The following is a 21,421-nucleotide window of genomic DNA, read 5'->3' as shown; positions in this document are numbered from 1 at the left end:
GTGGCTTTGCTTTGTCTCTGGGCAGCAATGACGTGAGATCAAGGGAAGGACAGTCACATGGCGAAAGTCGCATTTCTCGGGCTTGGGGTCATGGGCTATCCCATGGCGGGGCATCTGCAAGCCGCAGGTCACGAGGTCACCGTCTATAACCGGACCACCGCCAAGGCCGAGGCCTGGGTGGCCCAGCATGGCGGCGCGCTCGGCAAGACCCCGGCAGAGGCCGCACAGGGCGCCGACTTCGTGATGTCATGCGTCGGCAATGACGACGACCTGCGCGGCGTTTGCACCGGTGCGGACGGGGCCTTTGCCGCGATGAAAACCGGCGCGATCTTTGTCGATCACACCACGGTTTCCGCCAAGGTGACACGCGAGCTTTACGAGGCGGGCAAGGCGCTTGGGCTGGCCTTTGTCGACGCACCGATCTCGGGTGGTCAGGCGGGGGCGGAGAACGGCGTATTGTCGATCATGTGCGGTGGCGATGCCGAGGCCTATGCGCAGGCGGAACCGGTGATGCAGGTCTACTCGAAGGTTTGCCGTCGCACTGGTGAAAGCGGTGCAGGGCAGATGACCAAGATGTGCAATCAGATCGCTATCGCCGGTCTGGTGCAAGGCCTGAGCGAGGCGCTGCACTTTGCCGAAAAGGCCGGGCTTGATGGCCGCGCGGTGGTTGAGGTGATCAGCCAGGGCGCCGCCGGTAGCTGGCAGATGTCGAACCGCTACGAGACGATGCTAGACGACCATTTCGAGCATGGGTTTGCGGTCGACTGGATGCGCAAGGATCTGGGCATCTGCCTGGACACCGCCGATGAAACCGGGGCCAGCCTGCCGGTCACGGCGCTGGTGGATCAGTTCTACAAGGACGTGCAGAAACTGGGCGGCGGGCGCTGGGATACCTCCTCGTTGATCAAACGATTGCGCGCGATGGGCTGACGGTTGGGGGCGCAACTCAACCCAAACATTTTTGGCCATATTAAGAACGGATCACCGCGCTTGGTGAAAGAGGCAAGATGCAGCACTGGATGAACGCGCTGAACCGGCATTGGGGCATTGCCGCCGAGCTGACGCAATTGGCCGGGGAATATGACCTGAACTTTCTGGCCGAGGCGGCCAACGGCGCGCGCTATCTGCTGAAAGTGATGCGCGCCGGGTGTGAGCCGACGCTGGTCCAGATGCAGATCGCAGCGCTTGATCATATTGGCGCGGCGGCACCCGGCCTGCCCGTCGCGAAACCTGTTGCGGCGCTGGATGGCTCCAAGCTGGTCGAGATCGCGGATGCCGATGGGCAGGCCCGGCTGGTCTGGGTGCAGAAGGCGCTGCCGGGTGCGTGTTACGCCGAAGTGACGCCGCATTCAGAAGACCTGATCCTGCGGCTCGGGCGGGTTTTGGGGGCAAGCGACCGGGCGTTAGAGGGGTTTGCCCATCCCGCGCTGACGCGTGACTTCAAATGGGATCTGACCGCCGCGCGCTGGATCGAGGGCGAATTGGATGTCATTCAGGACGACACTCGGCGCGCACTAATCAACGGTATCGCGGATGACTTTGCGCGGGTCGAGGGTCGGCTGAACGCCTTGCCGAAACAGGCGATCCACAATGATGCCAATGACTACAACATTCTGGTCGAGGGCGAATTGGGGCGGACCGCAATCTCGGGGTTGATCGACTTCGGGGATATGTGCGCCGCACCGAAAGTCTGCGAATTGGCCATTGCCGGGGCTTATGTGGTGCTGGATCATCCGCGCCCTGAACGGGCGCTGGCGGTTCTGGTGCAGGGCTATCATGCGGCCAACCGGCTCTCGGTCGAAAAGGTGGACCTGATCTGGCCGCTGCTGCGGATGCGGCTGGCGGTGTCGGTGGTCAATTCCGCGCTGATGGCACTGCAAGCGCCGGATGATCCCTATGTGACGATCAGCCAGGGTCCCGCCTGGCGGTTTCTGGAAAACACTGCGGTCAAAGGTGGGCTGATCCCGGCCCGTCTGCGCGCGGCCTGCGGATTTCCGGTCACGGATGCGGCGGACCGGGTACGCGACCATATTGATGCGCATCGCGGCTCATACCCGGCGCTGATCGGCGAGGATCTGGCACAGGCTCCGATTGGGTCCCTGTCGGTCGAAACCTCGACCTACCCGCGCGATCCGTTCCACATGCCGGTTGAGGATGCGGCGCAGCTTGGCTCAGTAGTGCCCGATGCACCGGTCTGGCTTGGGTCTTACAACGAGCCAAGGTTGATTTACACCGGGCCCGCTTTTCGTTCCGGACCCTGGCGGGCGTCGGATCGGCGGACCGTGCATCTGGGGGTCGATATCTTTGCGCCTGCGGGGACCCTGCTCCATGCGCCACTTAGCGGTCGAGTTGAGGCGGTCGAGAACCGCTCTGATCCGCTGGATTATGGCGGAGTGGTGATCCTGCATCACGAAACACCGCAAGGCGATGCATTTTATACGCTTTACGGGCATCTCGACCCCGAAATCTGTGACCGGCTGAAACCCGGCGATCCGGTGGCGCAGGGCTCGGCCTTTTGCCGGTTGGGCACACCTGAGCAGAATGGCGGCTGGGCACCGCATGCGCATTTTCAGCTGGCTTTGACCGCAGACGGCATGGCACCAGAATGGCCCGGCGTCGCGGACCCGGATGATCTCAGCTTCTGGCAGGCGATCTGTCCGAATCCGGCGGCACTGCTGAACCTGCCGGATGAGAAGACCGCCCACTTGCCGACTTCCAAAGAGGCGGTGTGGCAGGACAGGCAGGCGCATTTCGCACCAAATCTGCGGCTGAGCTATGACGATCCGGTCATGATCGTGCGTGGCTGGCGGCATCACCTGTTTGATGAATGGGGCCGGCCCTATCTGGATGCCTATAACAACGTGCCGCATGTGGGCCATGCCCATCCGCGCATACAGAGCGTTGCCGCCGAGCAACTGGGCCGGATAAACACAAACACCCGCTATCTGCATCCGGCGCAGATGGCGTTTGCGGATAAGCTGCTGTCGAAACTGCCCGACCCGCTGCAGGTCTGCTTCTTTGTCAATTCCGGCAGCGAGGCCAATGAGTTGGCCATGCGGCTGGCCCGCGCCCATAGCGGCGCGAAGGGGATCGTGACGCCGGATCATGGCTATCATGGCAACACCACCGGCGCGATCGATATCTCGGCCTACAAGTTCAATGCACCGGGCGGCATCGGGCCAAGCGATTGGGTCGAACTGGTCGAAGTGGCCGACGATTTTCGCGGTCGCTTCCGGCGCGATGATCCCGACCGCGCCCGCAAATTTGCTGATCTTGTCGATCCGGCCATTGCCGCGTTGCAGGCCAAGGGGCACGGGCTGGCGGGCTTCATCGCCGAGACCTTCCCTTCGGTCGGTGGGCAGATCATCCCGCCCATGGGCTATCTGCCTGCGGTCTATGGCAAGGTGCGTGCTGCCGGTGGCGTCTGTATCGCGGATGAGGTGCAGACCGGGCTGGGGCGGTTGGGTGAGCATTATTTCGGCTTCGAACAGCAGGGCGCGGTGCCGGATATCATGGTGCTGGGCAAACCCATCGGCAACGGCCACCCCATTGGCGTGGTCGTCACCACAGGCGCCATTGCCGACAGTTTCGCGCAGGGGCCGGAGTTCTTCTCAACCTTCGGCGGATCAACCCTGTCGTGCCGGATCGGGAAGGAAGTGCTGGATATCGTCGATGAGGAGGGCCTGCAGGACAACGCCCGGCGCATGGGCGCGCGGCTGATCGAGGGCTTGCGCCAGATCGAGAGTGAATTCGCCTGCGTCGGCGACGTGCGCGGCATGGGGCTGTTTCTGGGCGTCGAACTGGTGAACCCGGACGGCTCTGAAGCGACCGAGATCTGCGCCTATGTCAAAAACCGGATGCGCGACCACCGCATCCTGATCGGCAGCGAAGGGCCCGAGGACAACATCCTGAAAATCCGCCCGCCCCTGACCATCGAGGCAGAGGATATCGACATGATCCTGATCACCTTGCGGGACATTCTGGGTGAGGTGGGCGACTACGCCCCGCCCGCCGCATTTGACCACACCCACCATCACGATGGGTGTGGTTGCTGCTAGTGCAGTACGCGCTCGCCGGTGGTGACCGGACCGGACATGGTCTTGAGCGCGAGGCCGAACTCTTCGGACAGGGCGGCCAGAGCGGGCGCGAAATCGGGGCGCACGATCAGGGTCGCCAGCATCATTGCATCCTCGCGCACGCCATCAGCAGCGGCACCGATCATCTGGGCGAAGAAGTTCTCATCGGCCCCCAGACAATTGCACCCCAGCGAATGACGCATCAGCGGCCTGCGCCCGTGCTGGGCACAGAGAGCGCAAATCCGCTCCAGCGTCTCCAGCGCGCGCGAGCCTGCATCAACCTCGCGCATCAGGCGCAGGTCGCGCGCCTCTTGCGCGCGGTCATTTCTGCCCCACATCCGCAGGAACAGCACCGCACCCGCCTCGACGGGGGCAAGATCGTCGACGCGCCCAACGACCTCTCCACCACGGTGACGCGCGCTCATTTGGTCAGGATCAGCTTGCCGGCGCGGGTGATGCGCAGCGTATAGAGCTGATCGCCCAGCTCGATCTGCGCGAGATTGCCGCCCTTGGTCAGGTCCTCGGCCTTGTGCGAGGGCAGCATGCGAACCGGGTAGGCCTGTGTGGGGGTCGGGTTGGGGGCGTTCATGGCGGACTCTCCGTGACGATTGAATTGGGTGGGTGAGGAAGCGACACCGGGACCGGTCAAAGAGGTCGATTTGAGTTTCATGTCCGACACCGGCGCTCTGGATGGTTCAGAATATGTCTGGCTGGCTCGGAATCGGCGAGGGTGGCTGACAGTCTCATCTTTAATCTGAGTAAATTACTAAGATTTGTCAAGCCATGGTTCTGCAACTGTATTTTGCGCGGCGGAACGATGCCTGCGCAAATGCGGTTGCAACATTGACCGGTCCCTGTCACCCATGTCGCAACCCAACGGAGGACAGCAATGAGCGCGGTGATCGCCTTCGATCTGGATGGCACCCTGATTGACAGCGTGCCGGATCTGGCAGCGGCGGTGAACCGCATGCTGACGGCACAGAAGATGCCTGAACTTGACCTGCCCACAATCACCGGTTTTGTCGGCAATGGCCTGCCCAAACTGGTCGAGCGGGTAATGGCCCATAGCGGGCTCGATATGGGCCAGCATGACGCTCTGACCCGTATTACGCTGGACAACTACATGCGCGCGCCAACCGAGCGAACGGTGCTCTACCCCGGTGTGCGCGACATGCTGGAAAGCTTCCGCGCAAACGGCCATGCGCTGGGGATCTGCACCAACAAACCCGAGGGCGCGGCGCATCATGTGCTGGACGCGCTCGATCTGTCGCGGTTCTTTGCGGTTGTGATCGGCGGCGACACGCTGGAACAGCGCAAGCCCGACCCCGCCCCTTTGCTGCATGTGTTTGACAGGCTGGGCGCGGGCGCGCGCTTTTATGTGGGTGATAGCGAGGTGGACGCGGAAACGGCCAAGCGTGCCGACGTTCCCTTCGCTCTCTTTACCGAAGGGTACCGCAAAAGCCCGGTCTCCGCCCTGCCCCACCATCTGGCTTATGCTGACAGTCGCAGGTTGCCGGACATGATTGCCAAAGCGCTTAACGCTGCCGTTTCCAGTCCGGCAAAAGGCCACTAGCCTAGCAGTCACGATCAGGGAGACAGGCGCGATGGCCAAGGCAAAGAACATCCTCTTCATCATGTTCGACCAGCTGCGCTGGGATTACCTGAGTTGTTACGGTCACCCGCATCTGCAAACGCCTCATATCGACGGGCTGGCCGCGCGCGGGGTGCGTTTCACCCGCGCCTATATCCAGTCACCCATCTGCGGCTCGTCGCGGATGTCGACCTATACCGGGCGCTATGTGCACAGCCATGGGGCCTCGAATAACGGCATACCGCTGAAGGTGGGCGAGTTGACCATCGGCGATCACCTGCGCAAGGCGGGGATGGATAGCTGGCTGGTGGGCAAGACCCATATGCGCGCCGATGCCGAGGGGATGGCTCGGCTGGGCCTGTCACCCGACACTCTGATCGGCGCACGGGTGGCGGAATGCGGGTTTGACGTGTTCGAACGCGATGACGGGATGCGCCCCGAAGGGCCGGACGGGTTTTATGACCCGGAAGGGGCCAAGGCCTATAACGACTACCTGCGCGGCAAGGGCTATGACAGCGATAACCCCTGGCATGATTTTGCGAACTCGGCCCTGGACGCGGAGGGCAACGTTCTGTCCGGCTGGTTCCTCAAACACGCGGCCCATCCGGCCAATATCGACGAACCCGACAGCGAAACGCCCTATCTGACGACGCGCGGCATGGAGTTCATGGAAAGCCAGAACGGCCCCTGGTGCTGCCACCTGTCCTATATCAAGCCGCATTGGCCCTATATCGTGCCCGAGCCCTATGCCTCGATGTATGGGGCCCAGCACATCCTGCCGGTCAACCGCTCTGACGCCGAGCGGCAGCAGGCACATCCGGTGCTCAAGGCCTTCATGGATACCAAGGTTGGACAGGCGTTTTCCGAGGATCATGTGCGCGAAGCCGTGATCCCCGCCTATATGGGGCTGATCAAACAGGCCGACGACCAGATCGGCCGCCTGCTGCGCTGGATGGAGGAGACCGGGCGGATGCAGGACACGATGATCGTGCTCACCTCGGACCATGGCGATTTTCTGGGCGATCACTGGATGGGCGAAAAGACGTTCTTTCAGGATGCCTCGACCAAGGTGCCGCTGATCATCTACGACCCCTCGCCGGAGGCGGACGCCACGCGTGGCACCACCTGCGATGCGCTGGTCGAAAGCATCGACCTTGCCCCGAGTTTTCTGGATGTCGCGGGCGGTGATCCGGTCGATCACATCCTGGAGGGCGAAAGCCTGTTGCCGATCCTGCACGGTTTGCGCAGCGACACGTTCCGCAGCCATGTGATCTGTGAATACGACTATTCCACCTCACCGATCACCGAGCAGTTGGGCGTGGAAACGCGTGACGCGGTGATGTTCATGATCGCCAATGAGAAATGGAAGCTGATCCATTGCGAGGGCGGCTTCCGGCCCCTGCTTTTCGATCTTGAAAACGACCCGCGGGAACTGGTCGATCTGGGGGAGAGCCCTGGGCATGAAGACGTGATCGAGGATCTCTATGAGGATCTCTTTGCCTGGGCGCGCCGCCCTTCGCAAAGGACCACGCGCTCGCTCCGGCAACTGGAAGAAATGCGCACGAAATCGCGCGGGCGCGGCATCGTGCTGGGCATCTATGACGAAAGTGATGCACCGCTGGAGCTGACAGTGAAATACCGCGACCGCAAAGCCACTGACTGGCGGCGGCGCTGAGAGGCGCAGTTCCGGGCAATCCAAACAAAAACCACCCGGCAAAGCGGGTGGCGGAGCAAAATGATGCTGGCTTGATTCAGGTCCGGCTGGCTTCGCTGGCTGTCTGGCGACCTTTCAAAGGTGGCTGGAGTGCTTGCTGCTGGTGCGCACCTGAATCTGGCTTGCTTTGTCTTGTGTGGTCTACTTAGGTACGGCCCCGCCAAAGGTAAAGGGGTAAAATCGTTATCTTTCAGATAGTTGAATCATTCAGTCGGATATTATTTCCCGATGATCTCAATCGGCTTTGCCTCCGGTTAAAATCCGACCCTTTTCCGGCCAACCCGAATTTCGGCGCAATCATGCCATGCCCTTGCCACGCCACGCCCCTATATGGGGCGCATGACCGAGCTCAGCGAACTCAGGCCCAAGCGCAAAACACTCAAGCGTCAGCTGCGCCGCGAAAAGCGCGCCGCTGCAACGCGCGCCAAGGCCTTGTCGCCTGCGCGCATCGTTGCGTTGATTGCCAGCTTGCCGCTGGTGATGTGCAGCACCGCGCTTGGCGTCTATATCCGCACCAGCCCCTACCCCGCCGAACAGGCGCTGCAACATCTGGTCGCCATGGCAGGGTGCGAGGCCGCCGCCAAGGTTGGCGTGTTTGAGGTGCGCGAGGGCATGGCGGGATACCACGCAAGCAACGACCACGACGGCAATGGCGTCGCCTGCGAGGTGCAGAGCAACACCGCCAGCCTAGTGGGCGCAGAAGAGACGGTGCAGGCCGCCCGCGTAAGCGCACCTGCTGCTGGGAATACGGAAAGGCGATCCATCGGCAACGCCAAATTCATCCGGCCCTGAGCCTTACAGCATCAGCAGCGGCTCGAAGTGAAGCATGTTCTCGAAACGGCAGAACTCCACCGGTCCGATCTGGATGTTCTGCAGATCGGCGCCGTTCTCGGCAAAAAGCTGATCTGAAAGCGCCAGAACATCCTGCGCGGATTGCAGATCGAGCCATTGGACCTGATAAGCCAGCGTGATGTGAAAGCCGTAGCTGTCGTGATTGTCCCGCCGCACGCCCAGACAGTCAGCAAGCTGATTCCGGCAGGCTCGCAACTGCCGTTCCTGCGCCGCATCAGCGCCGGTCGCCGGGCAGGTATAGCCGCCCACTGCCGCCTCAACGCTAATCTCGAACTGTTGCGGCAGATGGACGCCTTGCAGCCGGGTGTGCCAGTTTGCAGCGATCTGATCGATCGAGGCATCCGCAGCCATGTCGGACGGCCAATTCGCGCCGTCGCGGCGATAATCGATTACCCCATCAAACACGGTCATGTGGAAACTCTCGGGCGGCAGAAACGCAAAGGCGTGGGCGTGCGGCCCTGCCCGCAGGCCAGATGCCACCCGGCACAGCGCCGCATAAGCGGTCGAGCGTTGGTCGATATGGCAGAGCGTGGTCAGGCCCGGTGTCGCACGCACCTGACCGGCATCGTCGAACTTCTCGACACTCCAGGCAGGACGCGGGCCGGACCTGTCGTCTGGGCAAAGGGATTTGGGACTCATGATTTGTTCCGATCAAAGATGCGCCGCAGGCCTGTCCAGCGGATGTTACCGGCATGTGACATCGGCATTCAACCGCCCGCAACGGCCCTCTTTTTGCGCCGGTACCGAATGCCGCAGATGACAAGCGAGGCCCCCGCTCCCATCTGGGAAACAAACCAAAGGGAGACCGAGATGAGATGTCCGATTGATGGAAGCGCGCTGGTAATCACTGATCGCAGCGGGGTCGAAATCGACTATTGCCCGCAATGCCGGGGCGTGTGGCTGGACCGCGGAGAGCTCGATAAGATCATCGACAGGTCCGCGTCCTATTCCGCGCCCCCACCACCTCCCCAGCACAGCCGCGATGACCGGTCGGATCACGGCTATCGCAAGAAAAAGAAACGCGGCGGGTTTCTGGACGAGCTGTTCGACTTCTGAAGGCGCGTTGCGCCTGCGGGGGGGATAACCGGCGGCGAGTGTCGGCTGCTGACTTGCGTCAACCGCACTTCGAGAGAATAGTGCGATGACGCGCGCGAGCGTACGCTTATCGGAGGGAGCTCATGGCCCAGACGTCGGATGTGATCGTGATCGGCAGCGGGCTTGCGGGCCTTGTCGCGGCAACCGAAGCCGCCGAGGCCGGGCGCCGCGTGCTCGTGCTGGATCAGGAAAGCGAGGCCAATCTGGGCGGTCAGGCCTTCTGGAGCCTCGGCGGGCTGTTCATGGTCGACACCCCCGAACAACGGCGGCTGGGCATCAGGGACAGCTTTGATCTGGCCTGGCAGGATTGGCAGGGCACTGCAGGTTTTGACCGGGATGAGGATCACTGGCCGCAGAAATGGGCCCGCGCCTATGTGGAGTTTGCCGCCAGCAAGAAACGCGACTGGCTGCGCGCCATGGGTCACCGGATCTTCCCGATCATCGGCTGGGCCGAACGCGGTGGGGTCGATGCCTCATCGCAGGGCAATTCGGTACCGCGCTTCCATATCACCTGGGGCACCGGGCCGGGAACCGTCGAGGTGTTCGAAACCCGCGCGCGCGCGATGGAAGCGGAAGGCAAAATCACTTTCAAGTTCCGGCATCAGGTGGATCACCTGATCATCGAAAATGGCGCTTGTGTGGGCGTGTCGGGCTCGGTTCTCGCCCCCGATGACAAACCGCGCGGGCAGCAGACCAACCGCGATGTGGTAGGCGACTTCGAGCTGCGCGCGCCTGCGGTGATCGTCTGTTCCGGCGGCATTGGCGGCAATCTGGATCTGGTGCGGCAAAGCTGGCCCAAGCGGCTGGGCGCACCCCCGGAACATATGATCAAAGGCGTGCCCGCCCATGTGGATGGCCGCATGATCGGCATCTCGGAAGATGCCGGTGCCAACACGATCAACAAGGACCGCATGTGGCATTATGTGGAAGGCGTAAGCAACTGGGACCCGATTTGGCCCGATCACGCGATCCGCATCCTGCCCGGCCCATCCTCGATGTGGTTCGACGCCACCGGCAAGCGCATGGTCGAGCCGAACTATCCCGGCTATGACAGCCTTGGCGCGCTCGAAGCGATCACGAAAACCGGGCATGACTATACCTGGTTCATCCTGACCCAGAGCATCATCAAGAAGGAATTCGCGCTGTCTGGGTCCGAGCAGAACCCCGACCTGACGGGCCGCGACTGGAAACAGGTTCTGGGCCGCGCCTTTGGCCCCAAAGCCACCGGCCCGGTCGAGGCGTTCAAGGAACATGGCGCGGATTTTGTTGTGGCCGACACGCTGGAAGAGCTGGTCGCCAAGATGAATGGTGTTGCCGGAAACGAGATGCTGGATGCGGGCAAAATCCGCCGCCAGATCGAAGATCGCGACCGGCAGATGGACAACAAGTTTTCCAAGGATCAGCAGATCATGGGGATCCGCACCTTCCGCAACTATATCGGCGACAGGCTGATCCGCACCGCCAAGCCGCACAAGATCCTCGATCCCTCCAAAGGGCCGCTGATCGGGGTCAAGCTGCACCTGCTGACGCGCAAGACGCTGGGCGGGCTGGAAACCGATCTGGGTGGGCGCTGTTTCCGCCAGGCAGAGGGGCGCGGGGCGGAGACTTTACCTGGACTTTATGCGGCGGGCGAGGTGTCAGGCTTTGGCGGCGGCGGCTATCACGGCTATCGCAGCCTTGAGGGGACATTTCTGGGCGGCTGTATCTTCTCGGGCCGTAACGCAGGGCGCGCTGCCGCCTCTGACATCGGTTAGCAGGGTGATTTCCAAAGCCTGCGCCATGCGGGCGAAACGCGACCTTGCGCCTTCCTGCAAGTCGCAGTCGACTGTTCGCTCATACACATTCTCTGTGCCTTAGATTGGCCAGGTTTGGGCTGTTCCCTCCGCGCCGCGCCCATATGTTAGCAACATGGAACATAACGGAGTGACCCATGCCCGATCTTTCCTCTTTTCCGATCACCCGGAAATGGCCGCCGCAGAACCCCGATATCCTGCAGCTCTATTCCTTTCCCACGCCGAATGGCGTCAAAGCCTCGATCATGCTGGAAGAGACCGGCCTGCCTTATGAGGCGCACAAGGTCACGCTGGCGGATGCCGATGTCAAAAGCCCCGAATTCCTGTCGCTGAATCCAAACAACAAGATTCCCGCGATCATTGACCCCAATGGACCGGATGGGGAACCGCTGCAACTTTTTGAAAGCGGCGCGATTCTGCTTTATCTCGGCGAGAAGACCGGCAAGCTGATCGGCAGAACCGCAGGCGAGAAAGCGCAGATCACCCAATGGCTGATGTTCCAGATGGGCGGCATCGGGCCGATGTTCGGGCAGCTTGGCTTCTTCCACAAGTTCGCTGGCGCCGAGATTGAGGACCCGCGCCCGCGCGAGCGCTATATCGCCGAGGCCATGCGCCTGCTGGCGGTGGTGGACAAGCAGCTGGAGGGACGCGAGTGGATCGCTGGCGACTATTCAATCGCGGATATCGCCATCGCGCCCTGGCTGCGCGGATTGGAGTTCTACGGCGCGCAGGAAATTGTGGGCTGGCATACCAACAAGAATGTGGTCGCCTACCTCGATCGCTTCCTGGAACGTCCCGCCGTGCAGAAAGGCCTGGTCACGCCGCCGCGCGACTGATCTCAGCCTTCATCCCCCCGGCTATCTTTTCGGCGATCATGATGGTAGGCGCATTGGTGTTGCCCCCGATCAGGCGTGGCATCACCGAGGCGTCGACCACCCGCAACCCCTCACAACCGCGCAGGCGCGCCTGCGGGTCGACCACGGCCATATCGTCATTTCCCATCTTGCAGGTGCCGACCGGGTGATAAATCGTGTCGGCACGGGCACGAATATCCGCCTCGTAAGCCGCATCCGAGCCGTCATGCGAATAGAGCCGCTTGCCACGCCACGGGTCGAGTGGCGGCGCGGTCAACAATGCCTCCATCCGTTTTGCGCCCGCGATCATCAGATCCAGATCGCGCCGGTCGCTCAGGAAGGCGGGGTCGATACGCGGCGCTGCCTTGGGGTTGGTCGAGCACAGACCCACATGGCCCCGGCTTTCGGGGCGCAGCACACAGACATGGCAGGAATAGCCATGCTGCAGGTGAATCTTGCGCATGTGCTCATCCACGATCCCCACGACGAAATGCAGTTGCAGATCGGGGCGAGTGACATCCGGGCGCGACTTGAAGAAGGCGCCGCCCTCGGCAAAGGGCGACGCGAACATGCCACTGCCCTCCTTGCGCCACTGCAACCCGGCCCGGGCAAGGTCAAAAAGTCCGCGCGGGTTCAGCCCCACCACATCTTTGCGTTTCGAGTGGTAGCTGATGATGTAGTCCAGGTGATCCTGCAGGTTCCGACCGACACCCGGGCTTTCCACAACCGGCTCAATCCCGTGGGCCGCCAACTCTTCACGCGGACCAACGCCGGACAGCAGCAGCAGTTGCGGTGAGCCAAAGGTTCCGGCGGACAGGATAACCTCGCACCTCGCCTCAGCCATGGCAACCTGACCGCGCTTTGCATATTCCACACCGGTCGCCCGACCGCCGTCAAAGCGGATGCGACGCGCGGTGGCGCGGGTGATCACCGTCAGGTTGGGGCGGCTCAGAACCGGGTGCAGATAAGCCGCCGCCTCCGAACAGCGCTCGCCGCGCTTCTGCCCCTCATGATATTGCGTGACCTGGTAGAGGCCCGCCCCCTCCTGCTCGACCCCGTTGAAATCATCTGTCTCACGGATCTGCACCTGCGTCGCCGCCTTGACAAAGGCCCGGGTGATCGCGCGCGGCTCGGACTGGTTTGCCACCTGCAACGGTCCGTCGCTGCCATGCAGCACGTCACCGCCAAGCTGATTGCGCTCGGACTTCTGAAAATAGGGCAGCACACTCTGCCAGTCCCAGCCCTCACAGCCCAGATCAGCCCATTCGTCATAATCGCCCGGATGACCGCGCACATAAAGCATGGCATTGATCGCCGAGGACCCACCCTGCGCACGCCCGCGCGGCTGGAACCCGCGCCGCCCGTTCAGTTCGGGCTGGGGTTCGGTGTGAAAGGCCCAGTTGTTGATCTTGGGCCGTCCCGAAACCATCGCCGCCACCATAGCAGGTGCGCGGATCGCGATATCCCTGCCCTCACCGCCGGCTTCCAGCAGGCAAACCGAGACACTCGGGTCCTCGCTGAGCCGCGCGGCCATCACACAACCCGCCGAACCACCCCCAACAATCACGTAATCATATGCCATGCGATGCTCCTCCTGAGAGGGACGCTAGCAATATGGTGAGGCGCATGACACCGGGCCGGAAGGGTGACGTTACGCCACCTAGCCCGGCAGCTTTCCGGTCAGCACATAGCGCAGGATTTCAACCACTTGCGCTGGTTCTTCGGCGACGGCCAGCGCGGCGGCATGGACCTCCTTCAGGGCGTGCTGATGCTCGGGCGGGTTCAGAACGATGATCGACTTGCCCAGTGCAGCGGCATAGCCCGCATCGAAGGCCGCGTTCCACTGTTTGTACTTCTCGCCAAATCGCACGACGACCACATCAGCGTCAGAAATACCCTTGCGGGTCCGGATCGCGTTGACCATCGCGCCCTTGTGGTCATGCCAGTATTTGTTCGGCTCCTCACCCAGGATTGCAACGCCGCAATCATCCGAGGCCGCGTGATCGGTGACCGGGCTGGCAAAATGCACATCCAGCCCATAGGCCCCTTCGATGATCTGCTCGCGCCAGTCGGTATGAATCTCGCCAGAGAGGTAGACGGTCAGGCCCATGGTGTGCTCCTTCATTCACTGCACCGCCACCCCGACACCCGGCCCCGGGCGATAGCGGCTTCCTGTAAGGCGACCATACGCGGAGCGCTCAATTGGACAAGGGCTCAATTGGTTCCACCCATTCTCGAAACTGGCAGGCGCGCCCTCACTCTTACTCATGCCCTCAACTACCCGGTTATAGACGATGATCAACCGGATCGGGATCATGCTCGACAGGCTCAAGGATGGGTGGCGCGTGGCAACAAGATACGACAGGTGCCCAAAGGGATCAGTGCAGCACAAGACATCATGGTATCCGTTTTGAGTATACTCTAAACGGACAAGGAAAACCCCTCCAAATGTGTCCTATTAGACTTGCCGAATCATTTATCGGACACCAGTGATTTATAGGACAGTCAATTTGGACATGAGGCTAAGGAAATGGGTGAACTCATTGGATACGCAAGAACATCATCGCGGTCTCAGTCGTTTGAACTGCAAAGAATCGCGCTTACGCGCGCTGGTGTGAAACTGGAGCACCTTTACGCGGAACAAGTCTCTGGCACATCCCGCAAAGATAGAACGGCGCTTGCAGACATGTTGCAACGCGGCATTCGAAAAGGTGATACGGTAGTTTGTACACGGTTAGATAGATTGGCTCGTTCAACGCGAGATCTACTGCAAATAGCAGAGACGCTAGATGACAAAGGCGTGCATCTGAAGGTTATTGAACAGCCCATCGATACGACGAGCGCAGCAGGAAAACTGTTTTTTACAATCTTGGCAGCATTCGGTGAGTTTGAAGCGTCTATTCGAGCAGAAAGACAGCGCGAAGGAATTGATGCTGCACTAGCCAAGGGTGTCGGCAGCCCGTTTAGGGGCCGGCCTGCATCAATTGATGCAAAACAAATTGCAAAACTGAGCCGAGAGGGCAAGTCACCCAGCGCCATCGCTAAGCAACTGGGTATCGCTCGTTCTTCGGTTTATCGTTATCTCAGCGGGAGAAACGCGTAAAACACCTCAGCGAGAAACAGGCGAATTGTTGGTTTCGCAACCCCAATTTGGAAACAGAAACTAGGAAAAAAGACCACCTAAAATTAGGTGACTTGTCAAAGGCCAATGCCTTTAAATTCTGGCGTAAGGAATTACACAAAGAGAGTTGGTAATTCGGCTTGCTAGTTGGTATTGGAATTGTCTTGGACAGATCGCACAAGCTTCGGTCACCGACTGCCTCAAGTCGCCTTCTAGTATTTGTTTAACTGCCGATGGCCTGTATCTCGCAGCAGTACCTAGGTAGTACATTAGCATCAGTGTGTAGCAAAGATGGTGATACTTACCCGGCTTTAGATCGAGATAATATTGATATCCGGAACGTGTGAGGATCGAACATATATTGAACTCATCATATTCATCCAGAATAGTATTGTAGACTCTGGTGAGGTTTTTCCAGTTGGCAGGTGTACGGACAGTTTTACTCTTGAGAAGAACTTTGCCGTCCTTATTTTCAGGATCTTGGAAATACCCTTTCCTCGCACCTGAAAGAATTTTTGCATACTGAACTAAACCTTCTAGCTTTTTGTCGTAGCTCATACAGGTCAGGAGTTTCTTGTGCGCAGCGTCGGTCAAAAAGCTAATGTTGATGCTTAAGAATTGCTGTTTTTCGTCTGGCACAAGGCTCTTTCGAGTCGAATGCAGCTCGGGAACCCGGCAGATAACATCTTCTAAAGAAAAGACTTCCTTCGCTGCCACCGGCGTTCTCAGTGCTTTTGCGAACTCGGCAAAAATCGAAATTGAACCTGTTCCTGTGCCGGACACTTCTAAGGTGTGTTTCTTGCCAAGTGGTAGCGAGATACCATGGTGTTCTATGGTCTTCTCCAACTCGACTCCGATTACCGACAGCCAGACTTTTACCAGATTCAGCATACCGTAATAAAGCAATGTAGCCTTGGCCGGTAACTCAGCAGCATCGGACGCACGAAAAAAATTTTGAGAAAGACCAAGATAAAAGATGGCTCTTTCTTTGTTTGCTCGGTTCTTGCCGCGTTTTGAATCTAGATCCTTCAACAATTGGCTATGCAGGTATGACCAAGGGTCAGCAGTCAATACATAGTCAGCTCCGGGATTGATCTTGATATGCGAATAGCGAAGTGGGCGATAGTTTGTTGCCGCAATCTCAAATTCACTCATTTTAATATTCCATGCCTTTAGGACACAACCACGCCTGAAGCTACGTCTATGAAGCCAGCAGGGGGAGTTTTCGTTTTTGGTAGAGCAATTAAATCAATTTCTCCCGGCTTTTCGGATTTGTCACCGAATAGAGTCGTTTGTGTTGGCCTGTCCGCTTTAGATCTACGCCCGAACAAACGGTGTTGTGGCCACTCCCTATCCATGGCGTATGCCGTAGTTTCCAGAGTAAATTGGCGCGCATCTGTCCTCACTGCAATCACAGCATCTGAGCGTGATTTACCGGCAAGAGCGGAAAAAACTTCGCCGATTAGGGCTTCATACTTCTCCTTGTTGGCATAACGCTGTTTTTGGCTCCAGTCCGGGAGTTCAGGTCCCCCCAACGCCCACAAGCGGATCCAGTTGTCGTACTGGTAATTAGTGACTCCAAGGTATGGTGGAGACGTCAGGACTAATGAAGCCAAATCGCCATCGTAGCGTTTCAAACCGACTCGAGCATCCCCAAAATACAATCGGCTGCGCCCGACCACAGTGTTAAAGCCCTTGGCATATCGCCACTCGGCGCGAGACTTAAGAAATAAGCACGGATCTAGTGGAGGCGGACGCATATCTCGTTCCTTCCACCAGCGAACTGCGTAGTCTGGTGACATAGACTTGCTTTGTCTCATTTGATTGGAAAGCCCACCTCCAATCTTTGCGTGTAAGTAGACCAGTAGCAGGGAAGCCACGGTTCTATCGACAATGGATGATCGCCAATTCAGGTTTCGCCTTGCACTGTTGATGAAACCGAGCACTTCAGGACACCACGCCCACTCCTGAAACTCGTTCGCCGGGCAAATGTCTTCTGAAGATTTCGCCTCCGCGGTTTCTTCAATCCTTCGAAGCACTCTACCCAATTGGCGCGCGGGTTTGGTCTTGGCTTTGGCGTAGAGCCATCCTACGGGGTTTAACTCGCATCCAAACGAGTTTCTTCCTAGGATTTGGGAAACATAGTTTGTGGTACCGCGCCCGCAAAACGGATCAATGACCGTATCTCCTACACTACTATATTCTGAGATAATCTGACGCGCGAATTTGACAGGGAACATTGCATAGTAGGGTCCAAATCCCGCCCACCGACCTTGAGGTGTTCCGATAGGCCAATTTTCGATTTGATCGTCAAACATCTTCTTCAAACAGACTCTTCAATATTTCACCGCCCAATTTAAGAGGAATGGCAGCATGCGAATGTGCTCGAACTATCGGAACAAATCCTCCCTCAAACAGATAAGTAGACAGTCTATCAACAATCGTAAGGGCATCACCTAGTCTGGGGTATGCAGCCAATGAGACATCAGACAAATCGTCGGCTTGTTCGGAGGTCATTGGGGTGTTTACCACCATCTTTTGTCCCGTTTTACTTTTATAGAGCACCATGCGCCCAAAGTAGGTGTCTTTGCCCCATTCCTTCGCGTTGCTGGGGCGATAAACTATGTTTCGATGAATGTAGTTGATGCTGGGCAGTAGAGCGCTTTGCTCGGTGAAGTATCTTCCCGGTCCTTTCTCACGATCAAAATCGATTTGCTCAAAGTGCTCAACAAATTGGCCAGTCTTGATCAGTGAAAAGAGAAGTAGCCCTCGACCAGTTCGCCGAACACACTCTTCATGTATACGCCGAAGTTCAGCTTTCACGCGTGGCGCTACAGATGCGAATTGTCCAAACGCCGCTAGCGGACCATCGAGTACAAAAGCGATGTCTGGCAGTACTCGAATCGCTGCGTCAGAACTCAAGAAGTATCGAAGCACATTCAAAAGAAGCACAATCTCCAAGAAGCGCATTACTTCGCCATGTGGTTCTCCATTGGGGCCCGTTTCGTTGAAGCGCTCGTGAAATCTAAGTTGATCGGTGCTTAGAAGCTCTCCATCACAATGACTGCATGTGCTCCGTCCAGTACTAGGCAAGGTCGGCGCATCGCAATGCGGGCATTTGAATGGAGTGTCTCTACCTGAAACAAGTATTTCGTAAGTTTCCAACAGTGTTTCGTGGCCATGTGCAACGACCTTCCCTTGCAAAGCCTCGAAGACTGACGCTCGAAAGTAGTCTCGCGGAGGCAAACCATCTTCTCGCACTACGTTTCGTCCCGGAAGGACAGCCTGAAGAGTATGCGCGGTATCCATTTCATTAAAAGCGCGTGGTGGGATGATTTTGGTTTCGGCTTTGGTTTGGAGCTTCCGAAGGTCGACGTAAACCAAAGCTAGCTGCACAAGACTAGCTTCCGCGCCGGGAAACCCATCCTTAAGGGTCTCAGTTACAAGTGAACCGTCAATCGCAACGATCCGGTTGATTTCTGAACTTGATCGAGGAATGTCTGTTGGCAGCAGTGGATCTACAGCTTCTACTTCAGGCGCTCTGATCCGTCCCGCGAATTCTTGAAAGAGAGCGCTCTGTTGCAGAGCTATGAGCGATTCTCCAGTAGCGCGCTGGTTCTCGTAGGGCATGGCGGCTACTCGGACCTCGCCTTGAACAAGTCAATTTGAACCGGAATAGTAAATGGATTTGACAGCGTTCGCATTCGCACAAATCCCGGGTCGGAGATGCTTTTTATCTGGTGCGCGTAGTCTTCGAAATCATAGAACTTTGACAACGCCCTAACTTCGTCAGTGTTGTTCAAGTGAGCCACAAACCAATTGTCTGTGTTTTTTAGAATCGCTGGCATTACAGAGGACGGTTCCTGTGTAGCTAACACCATACCAATTCTGTATTTTGAGCCTTCTTTAGCAGTTCTGGCCCAAATGGTTCTAAGGTCGTCCTTGCCACCGGCTGCAGGCAACAAGTTGTGCGCCTCCTCAAGATAGACCATTACAGGAGGGGGCGGAACGATCTCGCCGTCGTCGTCCACCGAAGGTTCCACAAAATCGGCTTTCTGGCGATTAAAGATAGCCCAAAGAATTCTCTCTGCCGCCGCAACGTTCTGATCAGGATCGCCGGTGGACTGGTCAAATATGACAAGCTTTCCCAGCCGTAGATCGCGAACTACCTCTTGAGCATAGTCTGTTGTCGACCTTGCGGAGTGCTGCTTTGTCAGGCCCATAAAACTCCTGACGCCGTTTGGGTATTTAAAGATTTGCAGTAGATTGTGAATTGTGCCGCGGTCCCAAGGGCGACCTTCGTGTGAGTCTCTATAGCCTCTATCAAAGTCGGTCCAGCCGCTGTCTCGCTCCTCCATAAACAGCAACAATCCACGAAGAGCGTCGGCGAAATCCTCCCACGAAACAGAATCGTTCCCCAAGATGGTCACAGCGGCAGCGATGTTGGTTTGGTTATCGCCGTCGCAACGGTTGTTCTGCATAGCCGTGCGAAGGTCGCGACTAAACAAACCTCTAATGTCCACAGTCTGGCTCGGAGCCTCGAAGCCCGCCGCTTTCAAAATGCCGCGATAGACCTGAACTTCCCTTCTTAGGCGGATTTGATCGCCTCGGCCGGAAAGATCGTCGGGAACAACAATATCTGCGTCACGAAACGCTAGAATATACTTCTCTCCGGCTTCACCTAGCGATGTCGCAATTATCTGCTTTCCAACGATAAGTTGCTCAAGCGCTTGCCCAACAGCCGTTGAGTCAGCCCAATTGGTCGGTCGAGCACCGTAGAAGTTGATTTTGACAATCTTGCGTTGCGGATCATTGGGGTGCTCATTTAACCCGTAGGTCGCGATCTCGTCGGCGTACTCAACCCCAGAAATTGCTTCGTGAACAGAACGGATCGAGCCACCATCTTGAATGTTCGCGTTGGCGTACTCTCCATTCGGGTCAAAAATTAACTGCCCCACTCTAGCTGATGCTAACTTCGCTCTCAGCAAATAGACTGCCTTTGCGGTAATCTTCATTGCATTCGATTTACCACCTCGGCTCATGCCGCCATAAAATGTACGCCGCGATACAAAGTCAGTAGGATCAACTTCAACCGGCACGTTGTCCAAGGATTCGTCTACGCCTATCTCGCTCGCTGCGAACCTAACCCGTCCCACACGCAAGCGACCAGCATCACCAAACTCGCTTTCGCCTACTGTCTTTTGGAAATTCACAATATCGGACAGTAATCGTCCGATTGGCTTGTAAACTTTCATTCCCCGTCCGGAATAGTAGTTCACAAGGTCTGCCCCAAACGAAAACTTATAAGTGCCGTCGTCCGCTTCCTTCATACGAAAGGTTCCAAGTACTCGGCATTTATAACCACCGTAGGAGAGATTGTTTTTCGTCCACTCATCAACTCGGTTAGGGTGATCCCAAGTCTCCTCACTGTCTGTCGCGCGCATACCTGCTTGAAAACGGTAGTCTTCCATCTGCCGAGCGTTTGGAAGTTGATAGTCACCGACAATTCGGAGAAGCACCAAAGCAGTTTCTTCATCCTCGGCAGGCACTTCTGTAGACGCATCCAGATTTATTCGACTGGCCACCAGAAATGATCCGTGAGGCAACCCTCTGACTTTCTGGCGGGCGTAGTCGTGAACCAAGACCTGCGCGTCTTGGTAGTTTATCGAAAGTAACTCTCCAATGTTGAGTTCTGGGTCCAAGTAGTTCGCAAGTTCCTGGCCCGCATCCGTAGACCGGCCTAACTCTGCGTCTCGTGTAATTCCTGATAGAAGATCGTCTGCCAAAACAAGCCTTTCCCAAACAAATGGTAGTTCAATAGCTTCAAGGTACACGCTTCGCAGGTCGCGCATCTTGTGCTTCACCGCATACTAACCACGAAATATCTTGCCATCAATCTGCGAAGGAGCGGCAAGTCACCCTATAATTGAATTCATGCTCCGCTACTTACCTAAGCAACATTTCAATAGCGAACCGTGGGGTAAGCATCTGCCCTGCCAGAGGGGCAAGGCAAAAAAGATAGTAGTCGAACAACGTCCGAATTTTCTCTAGCGCAGAGGCTTTCTCAGATGCACCAAGAGAAAAGCTTCAAACATGCAGCCAACTATTGCGGCAGAAAAACTGTCCATAGAGCCGTACATTCTTGGAATTGTGGTATTAGCTAAATTACTGATATATAATGGTTTAGATTGTTTTAGTGGTGCCCGGGGGCGGAATCGAACCACCGACACGAGGATTTTCAATCCACTGCTCTACCCCTGAGCTACCCGGGCACGGGAAAGGCTTGGGCCTTTGGGTGGGGGCGTTCTATGCGTAGGCTCAGGCG

General features: G+C 57.8%; 17 protein-coding genes, 1 tRNA gene and 1 pseudogene. 9 read left to right on the top strand and 10 right to left on the bottom strand.

All coding sequences use genetic code 11. From position 1 onward, the window contains the following. Positions 1 to 54 precede the first annotated feature (54 nt). Positions 55 to 930, top strand: a pseudogene (locus tag Q5Y75_RS19085) (NAD(P)-dependent oxidoreductase); the annotation flags it as partial. Positions 931 to 1,007: 77 nt separating this feature from the next. Beyond that, positions 1,008 to 4,058, top strand: coding sequence for an aminotransferase class III-fold pyridoxal phosphate-dependent enzyme (locus Q5Y75_RS19080; protein ID WP_306200515.1), 3,051 nt, complete (start codon positions 1,008 to 1,010; stop codon positions 4,056 to 4,058). Here the strand turns inward: Q5Y75_RS19080 and Q5Y75_RS19075 are convergent. Both Q5Y75_RS19075 and hemP read right to left on the bottom strand, forming a co-directional pair. Then, positions 4,055 to 4,501 (bottom strand): hypothetical protein, encoded by a 447-nt coding sequence (locus tag Q5Y75_RS19075; RefSeq protein WP_306200513.1) that lies wholly within the window; start codon positions 4,499 to 4,501, stop codon positions 4,055 to 4,057. The genes Q5Y75_RS19080 and Q5Y75_RS19075 overlap by 4 nt on opposite strands. Next, entirely contained in the window at positions 4,498 to 4,665 is a 168-nt protein-coding gene (gene hemP, locus Q5Y75_RS19070) for a hemin uptake protein HemP (protein ID WP_306200511.1), read from the bottom strand. Before hemP ends, Q5Y75_RS19075 begins: the two co-directional genes overlap by 4 nt. A gap of 300 nt (positions 4,666 to 4,965) precedes the next feature. On the opposite strand from hemP, the gene gph reads away from it, so the two are divergent. The 3 genes from gph (at position 4,966) to Q5Y75_RS19055 (ending at position 8,173) form a co-directional block, all read left to right on the top strand. Further along, positions 4,966 to 5,649 carry a phosphoglycolate phosphatase gene (gph, locus tag Q5Y75_RS19065; RefSeq protein WP_306200509.1) on the top strand — a complete coding sequence of 228 codons (684 nt, stop codon included), beginning with the start codon at positions 4,966 to 4,968 and terminating at the stop codon, positions 5,647 to 5,649. Between the two features lie 31 nt (positions 5,650 to 5,680). Next, positions 5,681 to 7,342: a sulfatase-like hydrolase/transferase gene (locus Q5Y75_RS19060; protein ID WP_306200507.1), complete on the top strand. Its 1,662-nt coding sequence runs from the start codon at positions 5,681 to 5,683 to the stop codon at positions 7,340 to 7,342. 378 nt (positions 7,343 to 7,720) lie between these two features. Continuing rightward, positions 7,721 to 8,173 (top strand): excalibur calcium-binding domain-containing protein, encoded by a 453-nt coding sequence (locus tag Q5Y75_RS19055; protein ID WP_306200506.1) that lies wholly within the window; start codon positions 7,721 to 7,723, stop codon positions 8,171 to 8,173. A 3-nt stretch (positions 8,174 to 8,176) separates the two neighbouring features. On the opposite strand, the gene Q5Y75_RS19050 is transcribed toward Q5Y75_RS19055, so the two are convergent. Next, positions 8,177 to 8,872 carry a DUF1868 domain-containing protein gene (locus Q5Y75_RS19050; RefSeq protein ID WP_306200504.1) on the bottom strand — a complete coding sequence of 232 codons (696 nt, stop codon included), beginning with the start codon at positions 8,870 to 8,872 and terminating at the stop codon, positions 8,177 to 8,179. 171 nt (positions 8,873 to 9,043) lie between these two features. On the opposite strand from Q5Y75_RS19050, the gene Q5Y75_RS19045 reads away from it, so the two are divergent. The 3 genes from Q5Y75_RS19045 to Q5Y75_RS19035 all read left to right on the top strand — a co-directional run bounded on the left by Q5Y75_RS19045 (position 9,044) and on the right by Q5Y75_RS19035 (position 11,957). Then, positions 9,044 to 9,289 carry a TFIIB-type zinc ribbon-containing protein gene (locus Q5Y75_RS19045; protein WP_306200502.1) on the top strand — a complete coding sequence of 82 codons (246 nt, stop codon included), beginning with the start codon at positions 9,044 to 9,046 and terminating at the stop codon, positions 9,287 to 9,289. Between the two features lie 122 nt (positions 9,290 to 9,411). Continuing rightward, positions 9,412 to 11,082, top strand: coding sequence for an FAD-binding dehydrogenase (locus tag Q5Y75_RS19040; RefSeq protein WP_306200500.1), 1,671 nt, complete (start codon positions 9,412 to 9,414; stop codon positions 11,080 to 11,082). 176 nt (positions 11,083 to 11,258) lie between these two features. Next, the gene (locus tag Q5Y75_RS19035) at positions 11,259 to 11,957 is read left to right on the top strand and encodes a glutathione S-transferase family protein (protein WP_306200499.1); all 699 of its coding nucleotides are present in this window, start codon (positions 11,259 to 11,261) and stop codon (positions 11,955 to 11,957) included. On the opposite strand, the gene Q5Y75_RS19030 is transcribed toward Q5Y75_RS19035, so the two are convergent. Beyond that, positions 11,938 to 13,557: a GMC family oxidoreductase gene (locus Q5Y75_RS19030; RefSeq protein WP_306200497.1), complete on the bottom strand. Its 1,620-nt coding sequence runs from the start codon at positions 13,555 to 13,557 to the stop codon at positions 11,938 to 11,940. The genes Q5Y75_RS19035 and Q5Y75_RS19030 overlap by 20 nt on opposite strands. A 78-nt stretch (positions 13,558 to 13,635) precedes the next feature. Then, entirely contained in the window at positions 13,636 to 14,085 is a 450-nt protein-coding gene (locus tag Q5Y75_RS19025) for a YtoQ family protein (protein WP_306200610.1), read from the bottom strand. A gap of 420 nt (positions 14,086 to 14,505) precedes the next feature. Here Q5Y75_RS19025 and Q5Y75_RS19020 point away from each other — a divergent pair, with 420 nt between their 5' ends. After that, positions 14,506 to 15,078, top strand: a complete 573-nt coding sequence (locus Q5Y75_RS19020; protein ID WP_306200495.1) for a recombinase family protein — start codon at positions 14,506 to 14,508, stop codon at positions 15,076 to 15,078. A 111-nt stretch (positions 15,079 to 15,189) separates the two neighbouring features. Here the strand turns inward: Q5Y75_RS19020 and Q5Y75_RS19015 are convergent, their stop codons facing one another. The 5 genes from Q5Y75_RS19015 to Q5Y75_RS18995 form a co-directional block, all read right to left on the bottom strand. Further along, a complete protein-coding gene (locus Q5Y75_RS19015; RefSeq protein WP_306200493.1) occupies positions 15,190 to 16,251 on the bottom strand; it encodes a YaaC family protein in 1,062 nt (353 codons plus the stop codon). A gap of 17 nt (positions 16,252 to 16,268) precedes the next feature. Then, positions 16,269 to 17,414 carry a DNA methyltransferase gene (locus tag Q5Y75_RS19010; RefSeq protein WP_306200608.1) on the bottom strand — a complete coding sequence of 382 codons (1,146 nt, stop codon included), beginning with the start codon at positions 17,412 to 17,414 and terminating at the stop codon, positions 16,269 to 16,271. Continuing rightward, positions 17,407 to 18,726, bottom strand: a complete 1,320-nt coding sequence (locus tag Q5Y75_RS19005; RefSeq protein ID WP_170529343.1) for a hypothetical protein — start codon at positions 18,724 to 18,726, stop codon at positions 17,407 to 17,409. Before Q5Y75_RS19005 ends, Q5Y75_RS19010 begins: the two co-directional genes overlap by 8 nt. Before the next feature lie 5 nt (positions 18,727 to 18,731). Next, a complete protein-coding gene (locus tag Q5Y75_RS19000) occupies positions 18,732 to 20,948 on the bottom strand; it encodes a helicase HerA domain-containing protein (RefSeq protein ID WP_306200489.1) in 2,217 nt (738 codons plus the stop codon). 345 nt (positions 20,949 to 21,293) lie between these two features. Continuing rightward, positions 21,294 to 21,368 (bottom strand) — tRNA-Phe (locus Q5Y75_RS18995). Positions 21,369 to 21,421: the final 53 nt, after the last annotated feature.

This window comes from Ruegeria discodermiae (genome assembly GCF_030758345.1).
Lineage (GTDB): Bacteria > Pseudomonadota > Alphaproteobacteria > Rhodobacterales > Rhodobacteraceae > Ruegeria_C.
Note: the sequence above shows the minus strand (reverse complement) of the source record. Positions and strands in the feature narration are given on the sequence as shown.

Bases quoted from the DNA above. Each gene is read 5' to 3' on its own strand.
- Q5Y75_RS19080 (WP_306200515.1), top strand. From the start codon at position 1,008: ATGCAGCACTGGATGAACGCGCTGAACCGGCATTGGGGCATTGCCGCC.
- Q5Y75_RS19075 (WP_306200513.1), bottom strand. From the start codon at position 4,501: ATGAGCGCGCGTCACCGTGGTGGAGAGGTCGTTGGGCGCGTCGACGAT.
- hemP (WP_306200511.1), bottom strand. From the start codon at position 4,665: ATGAACGCCCCCAACCCGACCCCCACACAGGCCTACCCGGTTCGCATG.
- gph (WP_306200509.1), top strand. From the start codon at position 4,966: ATGAGCGCGGTGATCGCCTTCGATCTGGATGGCACCCTGATTGACAGC.
- Q5Y75_RS19060 (WP_306200507.1), top strand. From the start codon at position 5,681: ATGGCCAAGGCAAAGAACATCCTCTTCATCATGTTCGACCAGCTGCGC.
- Q5Y75_RS19055 (WP_306200506.1), top strand. From the start codon at position 7,721: ATGACCGAGCTCAGCGAACTCAGGCCCAAGCGCAAAACACTCAAGCGT.
- Q5Y75_RS19050 (WP_306200504.1), bottom strand. From the start codon at position 8,872: ATGAGTCCCAAATCCCTTTGCCCAGACGACAGGTCCGGCCCGCGTCCT.
- Q5Y75_RS19045 (WP_306200502.1), top strand. From the start codon at position 9,044: ATGAGATGTCCGATTGATGGAAGCGCGCTGGTAATCACTGATCGCAGC.
- Q5Y75_RS19040 (WP_306200500.1), top strand. From the start codon at position 9,412: ATGGCCCAGACGTCGGATGTGATCGTGATCGGCAGCGGGCTTGCGGGC.
- Q5Y75_RS19035 (WP_306200499.1), top strand. From the start codon at position 11,259: ATGCCCGATCTTTCCTCTTTTCCGATCACCCGGAAATGGCCGCCGCAG.
- Q5Y75_RS19030 (WP_306200497.1), bottom strand. From the start codon at position 13,557: ATGGCATATGATTACGTGATTGTTGGGGGTGGTTCGGCGGGTTGTGTG.
- Q5Y75_RS19025 (WP_306200610.1), bottom strand. From the start codon at position 14,085: ATGGGCCTGACCGTCTACCTCTCTGGCGAGATTCATACCGACTGGCGC.
- Q5Y75_RS19020 (WP_306200495.1), top strand. From the start codon at position 14,506: ATGGGTGAACTCATTGGATACGCAAGAACATCATCGCGGTCTCAGTCG.
- Q5Y75_RS19015 (WP_306200493.1), bottom strand. From the start codon at position 16,251: ATGAGTGAATTTGAGATTGCGGCAACAAACTATCGCCCACTTCGCTAT.
- Q5Y75_RS19010 (WP_306200608.1), bottom strand. From the start codon at position 17,414: ATGTTTGACGATCAAATCGAAAATTGGCCTATCGGAACACCTCAAGGT.
- Q5Y75_RS19005 (WP_170529343.1), bottom strand. From the start codon at position 18,726: ATGCCCTACGAGAACCAGCGCGCTACTGGAGAATCGCTCATAGCTCTG.
- Q5Y75_RS19000 (WP_306200489.1), bottom strand. From the start codon at position 20,948: ATGCGCGACCTGCGAAGCGTGTACCTTGAAGCTATTGAACTACCATTT.